Below are 16,877 nucleotides of genomic sequence, written 5' to 3' on the forward strand. Positions count from 1 at the left end.
TCCTTTAGCTATCAACAATGCACTTCGATACATCGATTGGGTCACTGGTCCAGAGTATCCGAGGATACTTAACGATAGCGATCGTGATAAGATCATAAAAAGCGGAGCTTTGTTCGCCAGAAAGGTAGGCGCTGATGCTGATAAAAATTTTATGAACTCTTTCATTTAGAATCTATCTAACTTGTTCATGGCATTTTATCAGTGTTAAGTAAGTTTTATTTTGGTGTTTTGTGTATAACTTTATTGTAGGTTGCCAATGAAAATAACCATCGCCGGCACCGGCTATGTCGGGCTCTCAAACGGTATTCTGCTGGCGCAGAATCATGAAGTCGTTGCTCTGGATATCGATCAGAGCAAAGTGGACAAGTTGAACAACAAGATTTCTCCAATCGTTGATAAGGAAACTGAAGAGTTTCTCGCGACGAAGGATCTCAACTTTACTGCAACCACCGACAAGCATCAGGCTTATGAAAACGCTGATTTTGTTATTGTGGCAACGCCTACTGACTACGATCCGGTATCTAACTACTTCAACACCAGAAGCGTTGAGCTGGTGATTAGCGATGTCCTGGCAATCAATCCTCGGGCTACGATCGTTATCAAATCGACCATCCCGGTCGGATTCACCCGCAGCCTGAAAGAAAAGCTGGGCGTCGACAACATTATCTTCTCGCCAGAGTTCCTGCGTGAAGGGCGTGCGCTTTACGACAACCTGCATCCTTCACGCATTGTAGTGGGCAGCAAAAGTGAAAAGGCTCGCCAGTTTGCCGATCTGCTGGTTGAAGGAGCTATCAAGGAAAATATCGCGGTTCTGTTTACCGATGATACCGAAGCTGAGGCCATCAAGCTTTTCGCTAACACCTATCTTGCGTTGCGTATTGCCTACTTTAACGAGCTGGACAGCTACGCCGAGCACCACGGCCTTAACAGCCGTGAAATCATCGAAGGTATCGGCCTCGATCCGCGCATTGGTTCGCACTACAATAATCCTTCGTTCGGCTATGGTGGCTACTGTCTGCCTAAAGACACTAAGCAACTGTTGGCGAACTATGAAAACGTGCCAAATAACATCATTAATGCGATTGTTGATGCTAACCGCACGCGTAAGGACTTCATCGCTGATAGCATCGTGAAACGTAACCCTAAACGTGTTGGTATCTATCGTTTGGTTATGAAAGCAGGTTCGGATAACTTCCGTGCGTCTGCGATTCAGGGCATCATGAAGCGTATCAAGGCGAAGGGCATTGAGGTCATGGTTTACGAACCTGTTCTCGAAGAAAGCTATTTCTTTAACTCCCCAGTGACCCATGATCTGGCAGAGCTGAAGCAGGAATGTGATGTGATTATCGCTAACCGTCTGGTTGAAGAACTGAACGACGTGGCGGACAAGGTCTACACCCGTGACCTGTTCGGCAGCGATTAATCAACCATTGCACCCTCGTTAAACCCGCGAAAGCGGGTTTTTTATTGCCTAAATTTTGGTTTCTTCATCTGTTTCTTAATTGTATCGTGAGTTTGTAAGTACCCCGGCTGATGGCTGAGAAACCGGAAATCTCAAAAAGTGTGTGGAACTAAAGCAGGGATACTTACAAGCAAATGGCGGACGTAATGCGCTTCGGAAAGGGCAAGAAAGTAAAGCCACCGTTTGGCACGGTGGCTTCTACTGTTAGTGCAGGCAGCAGTTTTTGTACTTTTTACCGCTTCCGCAGGTGCAAGGGTCGTTACGGCCAATTTTTGGCGCAGCAACGCTCGGCGTTGCTGCCGGAGCAGGATCGTCCGACTGCTGGCTCAGCCAATAATCGTGCAGAGCAAGCGCGGCAGGAATGATGTTCTCGATATTTTCTTCAACGTCTTCATCCGACATTGCTTCCAGTCGCGCTTCGTTTTCATCGCGACCATGTAGAGCGATGGTGTCGAGAGAAGCCGTAAGCGATTCAGGTAGCGCAGACCAGTCATCCAGATCGACACCGCGCATATAGCCGTGGCACCACTCTTCGGCGACGGTATAGTCTTCGTCATCAATAGTATGCACGCCGAAAAGCGGCTCAAACTGATCGGGATAATCAATCAATCTGTCGGAAATATCATTCATGTGCTGGAAGGTCAGGTCCATAAAGCGATTAAGCTCGCGCTCTGACGCCCATTTAGGAATGTTTTCAGCACCGCCCCACAGCGCGACCAGCCATTCGCTCGGCTCAATCATTCGCGGGCCTGAAAGAATCGCAGTCAGAAAGCCGTCCAGCTCGGCAACATCCAGAACTGAATCGTCATTGCCGTACTTGACTAATACCTCTTCAAGCCATTCCAGCTCTTTCTCGTTCAGTGGTCCTTCTTTCATGTTGTCGTCTCCCGTGGAGTTTTATCTAAGTAGTGGCTCGATGGACGGCCAGATCTTCGCCCAGTTAATGAAGATCAGGAGTGCTGCGGATGCTGCGATGATGAAAAGCCACTTTCCAAGCATGTCCGTACCTCTTTCGTCTGAGATTGATTATCAGCCTTTTTATCTTATCCCGCGAGATTGTACCTCGTTACTTATAATTTGTTTAAATCCGGTTGTGATTTTTTCCAGCATGCTGAGATATCACTCTTTTAAGGCGCGACAGGCTATGAAACTGGCTTTTAATCCTACAATTTTGCCCCCGATTTTCTTTATCCTTTTGGGCATTTTATTGATAGCCAACGTGTGTGCGGCCGACAGGCGATTCGTTTTAGAGCCTGAGTTTCCGAAAAAAATCTGTGCGACACTGCTACCGCTTAAAGATGAGGGCAGCGATCGGCAGAGGATCCAGGCTGCAATCGCGCATTGTCCTTCCGGTGAGGCAGTACGATTGACCGCAGGGCGTTTCCTCAGTGGGCCTTTGCTGATGCGCTCTGGCGTATACCTTTGGATAGATAAGCGCGCCGTGCTTGCTGCCTCAACCGATCCTCATGATTACGATCGCGGGCAAGGAACCTGTGGAACATTAGGAACGCCTGGAAACGGCTGTCGACCATTTATTACATTTAACGGAAACGACGGCGGCGGCATTGTCGGCGACGGTGTGATTGACGGGCAAGGCGGGCAGCCAATGACCGGCAGCCGTGAGTCGTGGTGGCAGCTCGCGCGACGGGCGCAGAAAGAGCATAGTCAGCAAAACGTTCCACGACTTATTCAGCTCGAGCAGGCTAAAAATCTTATTTTCTATCGTATCCGATTGGTAAATTCCCCCAACTTCCATTTAGCGATGAACCATGTCGAAGGGATCACCGTATGGGGCGTCACAATCGATACCCCCGCCACGGCGCGTAATACCGACGGCATCGACCCCGGTGCCGCAACCGATGTCACCATTGCTCACACCACCATCAGCACCGGCGACGATAACGTGGCCATCAAGGGGGGCAGCAGCGGGGGAAGCCATTTTATTTCTCTCATTGATAACCATTTCTACGCCGGACACGGTATGTCTATCGGCAGTGAAACCTCGAGCGGCGTAAGCGACGTTTTAGTCAGAGGACTAACGCTGGATGGCACCACTTCAGGCCTGCGAATCAAAAGCGATGCCAGCCGGGGAGGATTGGTGAAAAACGTCGCTTTCCAGGACGTTATCCTGCGCAACAACCGCTGGCCGATCAATTTCGATACCCGCTACGACCCTGAAGCCAAAGGAGATTTAATTCCAGAGTATCAAAACATTACCCTGACCCATGTCAGTGGCGGCACGGGCAATCTCGTCATGCGCGGTTATGACGCTGCCCATCCGATTGGCATCACCCTCAATGGCGTACGCTTTGATAAGAGCGCGCGCTGGGAGATTGAGAATACGCGGGTGAAGGTTGTGGGGAAGGGCGTCTTTCCGGAGGTTACAGGGGGTATGAAAATCCAATGAATCTATTAAGTTATCTTAGGGGTAATGACTGCTTCAAGGCTATTCAGGCAGGAGTCTCAGGTAACTATACGCCAATGTTGCAGCCTGTTGATGACATCTCGCCCAATTAATGAGCTAAACCAACCGCCTTGGCTTGAGCCTGATACTGTTTAAGATTCTGCTCAATTGTCTGCACTGCTGCGCCAGTTTCGATAGCCGTTGAGCTAGCTACGGAGCGGTAGATTTGCTGTTTCGTTACTTTGGGGCGGGTATTTTTATCGGACATTTTATATTCCTCACTGTGCTTGAAGGAATTGTAATCAGTGATATGGCTCCTTTAGAAGGTGGTTTTATTTTAGTCAAAAATTGCATTTGCTGACTTTATGCCGACTAAATTTTCTCTGTTGCCATTTTGTCGCCCAGTTTCCCCAAAAACAAAAAAGCCACTCCTCGCGAAGTGGCTTAATGTGCTGATTTAACAGGGAAAATTTGGTGGCCCCTACTGGACTTGAACCAGTGACCAAGCGATTATGAGTCGCGTGCTCTAACCAACTGAGCTAAGGGGCCGCGGTGCAGGATTATACGGTAGTTAACTACTCCAGGTCTACACTTCATCCGACTGTATGCTTGTTTTATGTGCAACTTTTAGCTTGTTGTTATTGCTGCGAGTTTTTAGGATAGCAAGATTAAAATAGGCTGAAGGAGCAAGCATGATCACCGACATTATCGACCATAATCTGCGCGTCGTTTTCTGTGGTATCAACCCGGGTCTGTCTACCGCCCATCACGGCTATCACTTTGCCAATTCAAATAACCGTTTCTGGAAAGTGATTCACCAGGCGGGATTTACAGAACGTTTGTTGAAACCGGAAGAGGAGCAGCATCTGCTGGATACCGGTTGCGGTATCACGATGCTGGTTGAAAGGCCGACCGTAGAGGCTACCGAGTTGGCGCGCAATGAACTGCGCGACGGCGGTGAGGCGTTAAAAGCCAAGATGATGGAGTACCAGCCGAGGGCGCTGGCAGTGCTCGGCAAGCAGGCATTCAGCAGCGCATTTGGCATCCGCAAGGTCGCGTGGGGGCGTCAGGAAATAACGTTGGGCGATACTGAAGTCTGGGTGTTACCTAACCCAAGCGGCCTCAATCGCGCGACGCTGGACGAACTCGTTCAAAGCTATCAACAGTTGTCCGATACCATAAAATAGCGCTCTGCGTCTCCTGCAAGCATTTGTAGGCAATAAAAAAGCCCCGTCGGATTATCCAGACGGGGCTTTTGCTTTCAACTAACGATTATTGATTAATCGTCGAGGAAGCTACGAAGTACTTCAGAGCGGCTCGGGTGACGCAGCTTACGCAACGCTTTGGCTTCGATCTGACGAATACGCTCACGGGTAACGTCGAACTGTTTGCCCACTTCTTCCAGCGTGTGGTCAGTGTTCATATCGATACCGAAACGCATACGCAGAACTTTCGCTTCACGCGCGGTCAGGCCTGCAAGCACGTCGTGCGTTGCAGAACGCAGGCTCTCGGAGGTTGCAGAATCCAGCGGCAGCTCGAGGGTGGTATCCTCAATGAAGTCACCCAGATGCGAATCTTCATCGTCGCCGATTGGCGTTTCCATGGAAATAGGCTCTTTGGCGATTTTCAGCACTTTGCGGATCTTGTCTTCCGGCATCAGCATACGTTCGGCCAGCTCTTCAGGCGTTGGCTCACGGCCCATCTCTTGCAGCATCTGACGGGAAATACGGTTGAGCTTGTTAATCGTCTCAATCATATGCACCGGGATACGGATGGTACGTGCCTGGTCGGCGATGGAGCGGGTGATAGCCTGACGAATCCACCAGGTCGCATAAGTCGAGAACTTATAACCACGGCGATATTCAAACTTATCAACGGCTTTCATCAGGCCGATGTTACCTTCCTGAATCAGGTCGAGGAACTGCAGACCGCGGTTGGTGTATTTCTTGGCGATAGAAATAACCAGACGCAAGTTCGCTTCAACCATCTCTTTCTTGGCGCGACGCGCTTTAGCTTCACCGATCGACATGCGACGGTTAATGTCTTTGACCTGCTCGATGGTCAGACCGGTTTCTTCTTCGATCTGACGCAGCTTTTGCAGCCCACGCTGAACGTCTTCGGTCACTTCTTTCAGTTTTTCAGACCATGGCTTAGCCATTGCCAGTGCAGCATCGAACCAGGTTTGGTTGGTTTCGTTGCCGGCAAACAGGTTGACGAAGTTTTTCTTCGGCATTTTGCACTGTTCAACGCACAGCTTCATGATCAAACGTTCCTGAGCACGGACGCGATCCATCATGGAACGCATGCTGTTTACCAGGAAGTCGAACTGTTTTGGCACCAGACGGAACTGTTTGAAGACTTCGGACAGCTTCAGGATCTCTTCAGCAGAGCTCTTGTGGCTGCGGCCGTTTTTCTTGATAACCTGGCGGGTCGCTTCATGTTGTTCACGCAGTTCGGTGAACTTCTGGCGCGCCAGTTCAGGGTCGATGCTGTTGTCGTCTTCAGCATCGTCGTCTTCGTCTTCATCGTCGTCCGAGTCGTCTAATTCTTCATTAGAAAGTTCAGAACCAACGTGCGTCGCGGTCGGTGCAACTTCTTCTTCTGCGTTAGGGTCAACGAAACCGGTGATCAGATCGGACAGGCGTGCTTCGCCCGCTTCAACACGGTCATATTGCTCTAACAAATAGGTGATAGCTTCAGGGTATTCAGCAACCGAACACTGAACCTGGTTGATACCGTCTTCGATACGTTTAGCGATATCGATTTCGCCTTCACGGGTCAGAAGTTCTACGGTACCCATCTCGCGCATGTACATACGCACAGGGTCGGTGGTACGGCCGATTTCAGATTCTACGCTTGAGAGCACCTGCGCTGCTGCTTCTGCTGCATCTTCGTCGGTATCAGGTCTATTTTCGGCCAGCATCAAGTCATCGGCATCAGGCGCTTCTTCAAGTACCTGTATACCCATGTCGTTGATCATCTGGATGATGTCTTCGATCTGGTCGGAGTCGACGATATCTTCCGGCAGATGGTCATTGACCTCAGCAAAGGTCAAATAGCCTTGCTCCTTACCACGGGTGACAAGTAGCTTAAGCTGTGACTGCGGGTTTTGCTCCATAAGACGGTATCCACACTTCAGAGTATTGGGTTGGTGTCGGTCGGCGAAACCGCCAACTATAACATTTGGGGCGTATTTGATTTCGCCGCGGCCCACTATGGCGGCATTTTGCGGGGTAGCATCCCGCTATATATCGGCACTTAAGCCGTGAGTTCTTTAACGCTTTGTCCATGAAGCTACAGCGCTGTTGGCTACGTTCATTCACACCAGTCAATTACTTAGTGTACGTAACTGGCGATTAATTCAGCTTGCCGCCTTGCTGTAACTTCAATGGCTTTGCGTGACGCTGAGTATCTGAAGTTTTGGCTTCACTACTTTGCGTAAATTCTGTTATTAAGCGTTTTAACGCTTTCTGCGCGCTTCGGTAATGGCTCTGACTTCTTCCCGCTCTTCGGCACTCAAGCCTTCAGTTCGTGAGCGGGCAATCAATGTTTCTAGCCTTTGTACCAGTGCTGAATCGAACAAATGGTCCAACGCGTCCAGGAATGTTTTTTCTGCAATGTCCCTATCTGCTATATCGTCCCACATTGCCAGGATTTCAAGCTGTGGGCCGAATTTATTATCGCGGTACATCTCCAGCAACTGGCCTGTTTTCAGGCCTGGCTGTGCGTTGCAGATGTCGGCCAGTTCTTTCAGCAAATCAAGACCTGGAAGTTTTGATTGCTCTAAACCTTGCAACGAGGGTATAAGTGTAGCCAGTTGTGGATTTTGTACCAGTAACCCTATCAGTATACGCATGGTTGTGCGTTTTAGCTGGGGCGCCTGGTAGCTATTTGCACTCTCCGCCGGTTTCGGCATCAGTTTTTCCAGCTGGCTATCATCTAAAATCCCGAGTTTGTTCCCCAACTGCTGACGCAAGTACAGCCGCAGCGTCTCGCCTGGCACCTGACTTATCAGCGGCAGCGCGAGCATGCTCAGCTTGGTGCGCCCTTCAGGACTGCTCAGGTCGACCTGCGGCATTAACGTGTCGAACAGGAAGGTCGAAATCGAATGCGCCTCTTCCATACGTTGTTCGAACGCCTGCTTGCCCTCTTTACGCACCAGCGTATCCGGGTCTTCGCCGTCGGGTAAAAACATAAAGCGCAGCTGACGGCCATCCTGCAAATAGGGCAGGGCCGTTTCCAGCGCACGCCATGCTGCTTCACGCCCCGCACGGTCGCCGTCGTAACAGCAAATCACCGTGTCGGTTGCGCGGAACAACAGTTGAATGTGTTCAGCCGTGGTGGAGGTGCCCAGCGACGCAACGGCATAATCGATGCCAAACTGCGCCAGCGCGACGACGTCCATATACCCCTCAACCACCAGAAGTCGGGCAGGAGTAGGGTGATTCAACTGTGCTTCATAAAGGCCATACAACTGGCGGCCTTTATGGAAAATCTCGGTTTCCGGTGAGTTGAGGTATTTGGGTAATGCGTCACCCAGCACTCGTCCACCAAACGCAATGACCCGGCCGCGCTTATCGCGGATAGGAAACATGACACGTTCGCGAAACCGGTCATAACTGCGTCCTTGTTCGTTGGTAATCAACATGCCAGCGTCGGTCAGAGAGCTTCTGTCGTCGGCCGTTTTACCAAAGCGCTTTAGCGCGTTGTCCCAACCCGCAGGGGCGAAACCGATGGCAAAATGATTGATAACCTCATCGCTTAAACCGCGTTGAGCCAGATAGTCGCGGGCAGGTGCCCCGGCAGGCTGCTTAAGTGACTGCTGATAGAAGGCGCTGAGCGGCTCCATCAACTGGTAAAGACTTTGACGCTGATGACGTTCCATCGGAGTCGGGCCGGTGCCAACTTCATACGGCACTTCCAGACCTTGCATGGTCGCCAGTTCCTCGATGCACTCAACAAACTCGAGTCTGTCGTAGTTCATCAGGAAGTCGACGGCGTTGCCGTGTGCTCCACAGCCGAAACAATGATAAAACTGCTTATCGCCGTTTACGGTGAATGAGGGTGTTTTCTCATGGTGAAATGGGCAGCACGCGTGATAATTCTTGCCTTGTTTCTTGAGCTTTACCCGAGCATCGATGAGATCGACAATATCGGTACGAGCCAGCAAGTCATTGATAAAAACGCGCGGAATTCTCCCAGCCATAAGCCCCTTACTCACTTACCCTTTAATCAGTCGCGCTGCTGCGCTTGCCGCATCACGAAATTTATTGGGTGTAGCCTATAAACGAGAACAAGCCGCGCATTCCTTTCGGAAAGCACGGCCTTCGTATGCAACTACTCGGTCTGCGCGTTTTAAAAAACAGTATCACGCGGGTGGGGTTGCCCCCGAAGAATTAATACAGACGAGTGCGACGTGCGTTTTCGCGAGCCAGTTTCTTGGCGTGGCGTTTTACTGCAGATGCTTTAGCGCGTTTACGTTCGGTAGTCGGTTTTTCATAGAATTCACGACGACGAACTTCAGCCAAAACACCTGCTTTTTCGCAGGAACGCTTGAAGCGACGCAGAGCTACGTCGAACGGCTCGTTTTCACGTACTTTAATTACAGGCATGTGCCTCTCACCTCGATAAAATCGGTTTGTTCGCTAGCGTTGTGCCAGCTCATTTCAAAATGGTGCGGAATTTTACTCCAACTTGCCTAGCCTTGTAAAGCCCAATGGCAAATTGAAACAGGCGCATTACAATCCATTTATCGATGGACTGTGCGCTCGCTTTTGCGTCGGCCGCCGATTATATACCAATCAATTTGAATTGCTCGACATTAATCATTGATTTGTGCAAAAAGCTGGCGATTGTGCGCATAAAACGCGCGTTCTGACGTCGACGATGTAATACCGTCGGCGGGTTATGTGCTAGACTACGCGCCGCGAGATAGCGCGAAAACATGATGGAAAGAGTGATGCGAGTACTGGGTATTGAAACGTCCTGCGATGAAACCGGCATTGCAATTTACGACACCGAAAACGGGTTATTGGCTAATCAACTGTATAGTCAGGTAAAACTGCACGCTGACTACGGTGGTGTGGTGCCAGAATTGGCCTCACGCGACCACGTGCGCAAGACGTTGCCCCTGATCAAGGAAGCGCTGAAAGAGGCTAACCTTAGCGCTGCCGATATCGACGGTGTGGCCTATACGGCCGGTCCGGGACTGGTTGGCGCGCTGCTGGTCGGTGCCACTATCGGGCGCTCTCTGGCGTTTGCCTGGAACGTTCCCGCTATCCCCGTTCACCATATGGAAGGGCATCTTTTAGCCCCTATGCTCGAAGATAACCCGCCTGAATTCCCCTTTGTGGCGCTGCTGGTTTCTGGTGGTCACACCCAGCTCATTAGCGTTACCGGCATTGGCGAATACACTCTGCTCGGTGAGTCAATTGACGACGCAGCGGGTGAGGCCTTTGATAAAACAGCAAAACTGCTGGGTCTGGATTACCCCGGTGGTCCATTGCTGTCGAAAATGGCCCAGCAGGGCGTGGCCGGACGCTTCACGTTCCCGCGTCCGATGACCGATCGCCCAGGGCTCGATTTCAGCTTCTCGGGGCTGAAAACCTTTGCTGCCAACACGATTCGCGGTAATGAAAACGATGCCCAGACTCACGCCGATATCGCCCGCGCCTTCGAAGATGCGGTGGTCGATACCCTGGCTATCAAGTGTAAAAGAGCGTTAGAGCAGACCGGCTTCAAGCGTCTGGTGATGGCGGGGGGCGTAAGTGCAAACCGCACGCTGCGCAGTAAACTGGCTGAGGTCATGGAAAAACGCGGTGGAGAAGTGTTTTATGCGCGCCCTGAATTCTGTACCGATAACGGCGCGATGATTGCCTATGCGGGCATGGTGCGTTTGAAAACCAGCGCGAATACAGATTTGAGTATTTCTGTACGCCCTCGATGGCCTCTGGATGAACTCGCGCCTGTGTAAGGCGAGTGACCAGGGTATTGCTGACTTGCTTCGAAACAGGGACCGGCGTCAGGCGACTTGTCTCTCAATGTCTAACGCAAGCTTTGTATGACGCGCCGGAAACTAAAAAACGACCCTTGAGGTCGTTTTTTTATGTCGGCTATTTGTTACTTTTCGCTTCTTCGGCGGCTTTTCTGGCCGCTTTCTTCTCTTTCAGCCGCGTCCAGATTTTGGTTTCCTGACCGCGCCACAGACGTTGAATATTGTCATGATGGCGAAGCAGTATCAGGCACGAAAGCATGGCGACGGGGAAGGTAAACTGTGGTTTGAACCACCAGACATAAAAAGGCGCAATCAGCGCACTGATAATCGCGCCGAGCGAGGAGTAGCCGCTCAGCAGCACCGTTAACAGCCAGGTGCCGGTCATCAGTCCGGTCAGGTCCCAGCCGATGGGGGCAATGGCGCCTAACGCGGTCGCCACACCTTTACCGCCCTTGAAGCGGAAAAAGACGGGATAAATATGACCAACGCAGGCCGCGATTGCCGTTAGGCCAAGATACATCGGGGTCACGTTGAGCTTATAGGCCACCCACACCGGCATCATGCCCTTCAAAATGTCGAAGACCAGCACGGTGGCTGCCGCTGCTTTACCCCCCACTCTCAGGACGTTAGTAGCGCCCGGATTGCCGGAGCCTTGGGTTCGGGGATCGGGTAATCTAGCCAGGCGGCAGACCAGAATAGCACTGGAAATCGAGCCGCAAAGGTAGGCGAAAATAATCATTCCAAGCGCGGTTGCACTCATAAAAGCAATTCCGTCTATTAGGGGTCGTTTTAATCACAACATCCATGGATAATACGCATTTTCCGCTGGAAGTGGTATACCCATCATCCTTCAAGCCGCAGGTAAGTAAGCTCTCTCACTGCATTTTGGAATTGATCGGGCAACTCCGGCAAGGCCTAAAACGGAGAAACGCGTGATGGATATCGTATTTATAGAACAACTTAATGTAATCACCACAATCGGCGCTTTTGACTGGGAACAAACCATTCAGCAGAAGCTGGTGTTCGATATCGAACTTGCCTGGGACAACCGAAAGTCCGCCAAGAGCGATGACGTGAATGACTGTCTAAGCTATGCAGACGTCAGCGACGTGGTTATCCAACATGTCACTTCCCACAGCTTTGCACTGGTCGAGAGAGTGGCCGAAGAGGTCGCAAGCCTGCTGATGGCGCGCTTCAATACCCCGTGGGTCAAAATTAAATTAAGTAAGCCTGGCGCCATTGCTCATGCGGCGAATGTCGGCGTGATTATTGAGCGTGGAACGCGCAGTAAATAAATTTTCGTTTAAATTATCCTTTTAAAAGTATAAGTTGAAAAACTGCTGTCATAATAAAGCATTACTAATGACCACGTTCAGATGTTGTATTTAGGGTAAAACTAGGCAAATTCTTAATTTTGTCTTAAGCGCTACGCATTTTGCGTTTTAAATGAATCTCTCTCTGGGGCAGGGAATATTATGGTAACTGAAGGCCATCAGCTATTAATTGCGCTGATTTTAGGTATCGTCGAGGGCTTGACTGAATTCTTACCTGTATCGTCAACCGGACATTTGATTATCGCCGGTAACCTGATGGGTTACACCGATGATAAATCTAAAGTTTTTGAAGTTATCATCCAGCTAGGGTCTATTCTTGCCGTTGTCGTGATGTTCTGGCGTCGTCTGTTTGGGCTGATTGGCATTCATTTTGGTAAGAAGGTCGAGCATGAAGGAATAGGTAAGGGTCATCTTACCCTGCTGCATATTATTCTGGGTATGCTTCCGGCAGTCGTAATTGGCCTGGTGTTTAGCCATGATATTAAGGCGCTTTTCGAGCCTAAATATGTCATGTATGCGCTGGTGGTCGGGGGTATCTATATTCTCATCGCTGAATGGGTAAAGCCGAAATTCCCGAAAGCGGTCGGCGTTGATGATATTACTTACCTTCAGGCATTCCTGATTGGTTGTTTCCAGTGTCTTGCGCTGTGGCCGGGATTCTCACGTTCAGGCGCAACTATCGGCGGTGGGCTGCTGATGGGCGTGAGCCGCTATGCCGCCTCTGAATATTCCTTCCTGCTTGCGGTTCCGATGATGTTGGGCGCCAGCGCGCTCGATCTCTATAAGAATCACTCGATTCTGAGCTGGTCTGACTTACCGATGTTTGCCGTCGGCTTCGTTACCGCGTTTATCGTGGCGCTGATTGCGATTAAAACCTTCCTGGCATTGATCAAACGTATTTCGTTTGTGCCGTTCGCCATTTATCGTTTCGTGGTCGCGGCGCTGGTCTATTGGGTATTCCTGACCTGATAGAGTGAGAAAGCATTAAAAAACCCGCCTCGGCGGGTTTTTTGTTTTCTGATGACGATAAGTCGATATTTAGCGGGCCAGGATTTCCTGATGCTCCCGCCATTCAGCAATCGCGGCAACGCGACGTTTGCTGAGTTCTTCACGAATGGCCATACCCTGCAAACCTGACTCCACAACCTCTTTGATCGATACGCTGTTAGCAGCGGCAAACGCGGCGCGCACATAATCGCCCTGCGGATAGGGATTACGCTCAAAGCCAGTTCTGCCACGGGCATCGGCCTCACTGGTCAGTATCATCTGTTCGAGGCGCTGAGGTTTACGCCAGACGTCTATGGTATCGAACAACTTGAGCAACGTCTCGGGACGCAGTCTTTCAACGGTATGGATGAGATCGTGGAATTCCGCGACCAGCACCGCCAAATCGCGAATAGCGGTCGGCACGCGCAGCCGCTGGCACAGTCCTTCGACCAGTTTCACGCCCGCTGGACCATGGCCGTGATGGCTTGGCCAATGTTCTTTTGGCGTTAAGCCTTTACCCAGATCGTGGCATAGCGCCGAGAAGCGGATATCGACAGCTGGGCTGAGTTCTGCGGCCAGCTTTAACGTCATCAGGGTGTGTATGCCGGTGTCTATTTCTGGATGCCATTTGGCGGGCGCTGGCACACCAAATAGCGCATCGATTTCCGGGAACAGAACTTTGAGGGCGTTGCAATCACGTAACACCTGGAAATAAACCTGAGGATCTTGCGTTTGCAGCGCCTTCTCGGTTTCTTTCCAAACTCTTTCCGGGGTCAGAGCCTCAAGTTCACCGCTGGCGGCCATTTCTGTAATCAAACGCTGAGTTTCTGGCGCAATAGTAAAGCCCAGATGAGCAAAGCGAGCGGCAAAGCGCGCCAAACGCAGAACGCGTAAGGGGTCTTCACCGAAGGCATCGGAAACGTGACGCAGCACGCGCGCTTCAATGTCGGCCTGCCCATGATAGGGGTCGACCAGCTCACCTTCGGCGCTGCGTGCGATGGCATTGATGGTTAAATCACGGCGCATCAGGTCCTGCTCGAGCGTGACGTCCGGCGAGGCATAGCAGGTAAAGCCATTATACCCAGCGCCAGACTTGCGTTCGGTGCGGGCAAGGGCATATTCGTCGCGGCTGACAGGATGGAGGAATACCGGAAAATCTTTGCCAACCTGTTGATAGCCAAGTTCGAGCATTGCCTCGGGCGTGGAACCGACCACGACCCAATCGTGCTCACTAACGGCGAGATTTAACAGACTGTCGCGGACGGCACCGCCGACCAGATAGATTTCCACGAGATAACTCCTGATGAAGATAAACAAACCAAAAAGGGATTAAGCCCTTATTGTAGCAAATTTGTTAACGCGATTTCTGCCTATCAGTCTGTCAACAATGCTGGATTTGGCGTGAAATGGCTGACTGGCAGCAACACGAAAAGGCACGTGAAGTGCCTTTTCTGAAATCAGCTTTATAGTGCGGAGTTAAGAAACTCAGCTCATCCAGCGATCTTTCTTCTTGCGACGTGGAACCAGGTGAGGCAACAGCAGACCGAGGATCAGGCCAATGCCTGCCACGCCACCGCCGTACATAAACCATTGAAGAATAATGGTTCTCTGCTTGTCATCCAGCTGGACGTTCACCGCGCTGACTTTCTTCTGCGCCACGATCAGCTGGTTTTTCAGATCCTGATTTTCTTTCTTCAGACCGTTGATAATGCTATCGCTCGAGGCAACTTTTTGCTGCATCTCGGCGGTGCGCTGGTTCCAGCTATTATCAATATTGCTCAGCTTGTCAGTCAGGGTTTTCACCTGCTGCTGAAGGTCGGGTACCTGGGTGCGCAGACTTGGCGATGTGCTCAACTGGTCGAGTGGGATCCAAGCATCGCGGCCTTTAGCGTCAACGATTTGGCCATAGTTGGTGGCAGAGTTGACGCTCTTTAAGGTGACTTCATCACCAGAATTCAGCGCACCGACAATGCGAAACTGATTGCCTGGGCCGCTGTGAATATAGGTAATCAAATCGTCGGAAATGTAGCGCTTCTCATCGGCGTGAGCGCCCCAAGTGATGCCTAAAGTGAGCAAAGCGAAACCAAAAAGGCGTAATTTATTCATTATTCGTCATTCTTCGTAGTTGGCGGGCCTGTGAATCAGTGCCCCATCTGTCGATAAAATTTGTGATGAACGATAGTAAGGGCAACAGTGTGACGACGCAATGCATAAACCTAAATGAGAACTATCTTACAATCCCACGAGATGCGGCTCCCGGCGGGCGTGTATGATAGAATTGCCTAAACTTTTTTAAACTAAAATGCTTTATCAGCGAAGAAGCGGTGCAAAGACTTATGACCTTAGAAATAGAATTAAAATTTATTGCCACTCCTGCGGCAATTGCCGAGCTTCCTGAGCAGTTGGCTGCGTTTACCTGTGAGCACTCTGCGCCACAGAAGCTCACCAATATTTATTATGAAACGGCGGATAACCGCCTGCGTAAGCTGGATATAGGGCTGCGTATTCGCGGTTTTGACGACAGCTACGAGATGACTATCAAGACCGCCGGAAAAGTGGTGGCGGGGCTACATCAGCGTCCTGAATACAATGTCAGTATCAAGAAGCCTGAGCTGGACCTGAGCCTGTTCCCGGCTGATATCTGGCCAGAGGGTTTCGACGTCACCGCGCTACAGGCCGAGCTGAAGCCACTGTTCCGTACTGATTTTGTGCGTGAGAAGTGGGTGATCACTTACCAGCAAAGCGAGATTGAGCTTGGCCTCGACCAAGGTCACGTGACGGCGGGTGAGCAGTCAGAGTCGCTTTCTGAAATCGAACTCGAGATCAAAAAGGGCAATACCGGTGATTTACTGGCGCTGGCGGCACTGTTGGGTAAAAACGGTGGACTGCGTCTCGGCGGCCTGAGTAAGGCGGCACGCGGTTATCATCTGGCACAGGGCAACGTGGTGCGAGAAGCGCGTGCGCTGCCTGTTTTCCACGCGGCCCCTAAAGCGACCGTAGAACAAGCTCTTAGCGGCATGCTTGAGCTGGCGTTAAGCCACTGGCAGTATCACGAAGAGCTGTGGGTGCGTGGCGACAAAACCGCGCGTATCAGCGTTTTGCAAGGCGTTGAGGCCGTGCGCCAGACGCTGGTGATTTACGGCGGACTCATTCCACGCAAAGCCTCTACCGAGCTGCGCGCTGCGCTGACTGCATTGGCGGAAAAGCTCGAGAAGAAAGGGCTGGACGCGCAGGAAACCTGCCTCAGTGCAGACTATCTGCAATGTAAGTTAGCACTCACTTCATGGTTGGCAAACCAGGCCTGGAAGCCATTCGTCGACGATAAGTCGCAGAAGAAGCTCGACGGCTCCTTCAAGCGATTCGCCGATATCATGCTTGGCCGCACTGCGGCAGACTTGAAAGAGGCTTTCGCCCAGTCGCTGACCGAAGAGGGATTCCGCGACCAGCTCGCGCGCCTGAAGCGCCAGGTAATCGCCTTCCACCTTCTGAGCGGAGCCTATCCTCTAGAGGAATCAATGGCTTATATTAATGTCTGGACTGAACTTCAGCAGGCTATCGTGCAGCAACAGCACGCCTGGGAAGACTCGGCTCGTCAGCACGCGGTGATGCAGACTGCGTTTTGGTTAAACGGACAACCCCGCTAATCCTAAGCCCGGCCTGACGCTACGTCAGGCCGATTATGAAAGGAACCCAATA

The 16,877-nt window shown here is 51.2% G+C and carries 15 protein-coding genes and 1 tRNA gene; 7 read left to right on the forward strand and 9 right to left on the reverse strand.

Features of this window, described 5'->3' with window-relative positions:
- The first annotated feature begins 256 nt into the window (after positions 1–256).
- Positions 257–1,423 carry a nucleotide sugar dehydrogenase gene (locus tag BS640_RS18355; protein WP_017493536.1) on the forward strand — a complete coding sequence of 389 codons (1,167 nt, stop codon included), beginning with the start codon at positions 257–259 and terminating at the stop codon, positions 1,421–1,423.
- Between the two features lie 243 nt (positions 1,424–1,666).
- Here the strand turns inward: BS640_RS18355 and BS640_RS18360 are convergent, their stop codons facing one another.
- Positions 1,667–2,338 carry a YecA/YgfB family protein gene (locus BS640_RS18360; RefSeq protein WP_017493535.1) on the reverse strand — a complete coding sequence of 224 codons (672 nt, stop codon included), beginning with the start codon at positions 2,336–2,338 and terminating at the stop codon, positions 1,667–1,669.
- A gap of 268 nt (positions 2,339–2,606) precedes the next feature.
- Here BS640_RS18360 and BS640_RS18365 point away from each other — a divergent pair, with 268 nt between their 5' ends.
- Positions 2,607–3,869 (forward strand): glycoside hydrolase family 28 protein, encoded by a 1,263-nt coding sequence (locus BS640_RS18365; RefSeq protein ID WP_206600941.1) that lies wholly within the window; start codon positions 2,607–2,609, stop codon positions 3,867–3,869.
- Between the two features lie 106 nt (positions 3,870–3,975).
- On the opposite strand, the gene BS640_RS22150 is transcribed toward BS640_RS18365, so the two are convergent.
- Together BS640_RS22150 and BS640_RS18370 are read right to left on the reverse strand one after the other, a co-directional pair.
- Positions 3,976–4,134 carry a hypothetical protein gene (locus BS640_RS22150; protein ID WP_017493533.1) on the reverse strand — a complete coding sequence of 53 codons (159 nt, stop codon included), beginning with the start codon at positions 4,132–4,134 and terminating at the stop codon, positions 3,976–3,978.
- A 204-nt stretch (positions 4,135–4,338) separates the two neighbouring features.
- Positions 4,339–4,415, reverse strand: a tRNA-Ile gene (locus BS640_RS18370).
- A gap of 143 nt (positions 4,416–4,558) precedes the next feature.
- On the opposite strand from BS640_RS18370, the gene mug reads away from it, so the two are divergent.
- Positions 4,559–5,053 carry a G/U mismatch-specific DNA glycosylase gene (gene mug / locus BS640_RS18375; protein WP_017493532.1) on the forward strand — a complete coding sequence of 165 codons (495 nt, stop codon included), beginning with the start codon at positions 4,559–4,561 and terminating at the stop codon, positions 5,051–5,053.
- Between the two features lie 92 nt (positions 5,054–5,145).
- Here the strand turns inward: mug and rpoD are convergent, their stop codons facing one another.
- The 3 genes from rpoD to rpsU form a co-directional block, all read right to left on the reverse strand.
- Positions 5,146–6,984, reverse strand: coding sequence for an RNA polymerase sigma factor RpoD (gene rpoD / locus BS640_RS18380; RefSeq protein WP_017493531.1), 1,839 nt, complete (start codon positions 6,982–6,984; stop codon positions 5,146–5,148).
- 342 nt (positions 6,985–7,326) lie between these two features.
- Positions 7,327–9,072, reverse strand: a complete 1,746-nt coding sequence (gene dnaG, locus BS640_RS18385) for a DNA primase (RefSeq protein WP_017493530.1) — start codon at positions 9,070–9,072, stop codon at positions 7,327–7,329.
- Between the two features lie 190 nt (positions 9,073–9,262).
- The gene (rpsU, locus tag BS640_RS18390; protein ID WP_001144069.1) at positions 9,263–9,478 is read right to left on the reverse strand and encodes a 30S ribosomal protein S21; all 216 of its coding nucleotides are present in this window, start codon (positions 9,476–9,478) and stop codon (positions 9,263–9,265) included.
- 347 nt (positions 9,479–9,825) lie between these two features.
- On the opposite strand from rpsU, the gene tsaD reads away from it, so the two are divergent.
- Entirely contained in the window at positions 9,826–10,839 is a 1,014-nt protein-coding gene (gene tsaD, locus BS640_RS18395; protein ID WP_084913067.1) for a tRNA (adenosine(37)-N6)-threonylcarbamoyltransferase complex transferase subunit TsaD, read from the forward strand.
- A gap of 139 nt (positions 10,840–10,978) precedes the next feature.
- Here the strand turns inward: tsaD and plsY are convergent, their stop codons facing one another.
- Positions 10,979–11,620 (reverse strand): glycerol-3-phosphate 1-O-acyltransferase PlsY, encoded by a 642-nt coding sequence (gene plsY, locus BS640_RS18400; RefSeq protein WP_084913068.1) that lies wholly within the window; start codon positions 11,618–11,620, stop codon positions 10,979–10,981.
- 175 nt (positions 11,621–11,795) lie between these two features.
- Between plsY and folB the strand changes: the two genes are divergently transcribed.
- Together folB and bacA are read left to right on the forward strand one after the other, a co-directional pair.
- Positions 11,796–12,155 carry a bifunctional dihydroneopterin aldolase/7,8-dihydroneopterin epimerase gene (folB, locus tag BS640_RS18405; protein WP_084913069.1) on the forward strand — a complete coding sequence of 120 codons (360 nt, stop codon included), beginning with the start codon at positions 11,796–11,798 and terminating at the stop codon, positions 12,153–12,155.
- A gap of 180 nt (positions 12,156–12,335) precedes the next feature.
- Positions 12,336–13,163 carry an undecaprenyl-diphosphate phosphatase gene (gene bacA, locus BS640_RS18410; RefSeq protein ID WP_017492974.1) on the forward strand — a complete coding sequence of 276 codons (828 nt, stop codon included), beginning with the start codon at positions 12,336–12,338 and terminating at the stop codon, positions 13,161–13,163.
- Positions 13,164–13,232: 69 nt separating this feature from the next.
- On the opposite strand, the gene BS640_RS18415 is transcribed toward bacA, so the two are convergent.
- Positions 13,233–14,471: a multifunctional CCA addition/repair protein gene (locus BS640_RS18415; protein ID WP_017492973.1), complete on the reverse strand. Its 1,239-nt coding sequence runs from the start codon at positions 14,469–14,471 to the stop codon at positions 13,233–13,235.
- Between the two features lie 195 nt (positions 14,472–14,666).
- Positions 14,667–15,287, reverse strand: coding sequence for a TIGR04211 family SH3 domain-containing protein (locus BS640_RS18420; protein WP_017492972.1), 621 nt, complete (start codon positions 15,285–15,287; stop codon positions 14,667–14,669).
- A 230-nt stretch (positions 15,288–15,517) separates the two neighbouring features.
- Here BS640_RS18420 and BS640_RS18425 point away from each other — a divergent pair, with 230 nt between their 5' ends.
- Positions 15,518–16,825: a CYTH domain-containing protein gene (locus BS640_RS18425; protein WP_084913070.1), complete on the forward strand. Its 1,308-nt coding sequence runs from the start codon at positions 15,518–15,520 to the stop codon at positions 16,823–16,825.
- Positions 16,826–16,877 lie beyond the last annotated feature (52 nt).

Origin of the sequence: Rouxiella badensis (assembly GCF_002093665.1) — a bacterium.
Classification (GTDB): domain Bacteria; phylum Pseudomonadota; class Gammaproteobacteria; order Enterobacterales; family Enterobacteriaceae; genus Rouxiella; species Rouxiella badensis.

Bases quoted from the DNA above. Each gene is read 5' to 3' on its own strand.
- BS640_RS18355 (WP_017493536.1), top strand. From the start codon at position 257: ATGAAAATAACCATCGCCGGCACCGGCTATGTCGGGCTCTCAAACGGT.
- BS640_RS18360 (WP_017493535.1), bottom strand. From the start codon at position 2,338: ATGAAAGAAGGACCACTGAACGAGAAAGAGCTGGAATGGCTTGAAGAG.
- BS640_RS18365 (WP_206600941.1), top strand. From the start codon at position 2,607: ATGAAACTGGCTTTTAATCCTACAATTTTGCCCCCGATTTTCTTTATC.
- BS640_RS22150 (WP_017493533.1), bottom strand. From the start codon at position 4,134: ATGTCCGATAAAAATACCCGCCCCAAAGTAACGAAACAGCAAATCTAC.
- mug (WP_017493532.1), top strand. From the start codon at position 4,559: ATGATCACCGACATTATCGACCATAATCTGCGCGTCGTTTTCTGTGGT.
- rpoD (WP_017493531.1), bottom strand. From the start codon at position 6,984: ATGGAGCAAAACCCGCAGTCACAGCTTAAGCTACTTGTCACCCGTGGT.
- dnaG (WP_017493530.1), bottom strand. From the start codon at position 9,072: ATGGCTGGGAGAATTCCGCGCGTTTTTATCAATGACTTGCTGGCTCGT.
- rpsU (WP_001144069.1), bottom strand. From the start codon at position 9,478: ATGCCTGTAATTAAAGTACGTGAAAACGAGCCGTTCGACGTAGCTCTG.
- tsaD (WP_084913067.1), top strand. From the start codon at position 9,826: ATGCGAGTACTGGGTATTGAAACGTCCTGCGATGAAACCGGCATTGCA.
- plsY (WP_084913068.1), bottom strand. From the start codon at position 11,620: ATGAGTGCAACCGCGCTTGGAATGATTATTTTCGCCTACCTTTGCGGC.
- folB (WP_084913069.1), top strand. From the start codon at position 11,796: ATGGATATCGTATTTATAGAACAACTTAATGTAATCACCACAATCGGC.
- bacA (WP_017492974.1), top strand. From the start codon at position 12,336: ATGGTAACTGAAGGCCATCAGCTATTAATTGCGCTGATTTTAGGTATC.
- BS640_RS18420 (WP_017492972.1), bottom strand. From the start codon at position 15,287: ATGAATAAATTACGCCTTTTTGGTTTCGCTTTGCTCACTTTAGGCATC.
- BS640_RS18425 (WP_084913070.1), top strand. From the start codon at position 15,518: ATGACCTTAGAAATAGAATTAAAATTTATTGCCACTCCTGCGGCAATT.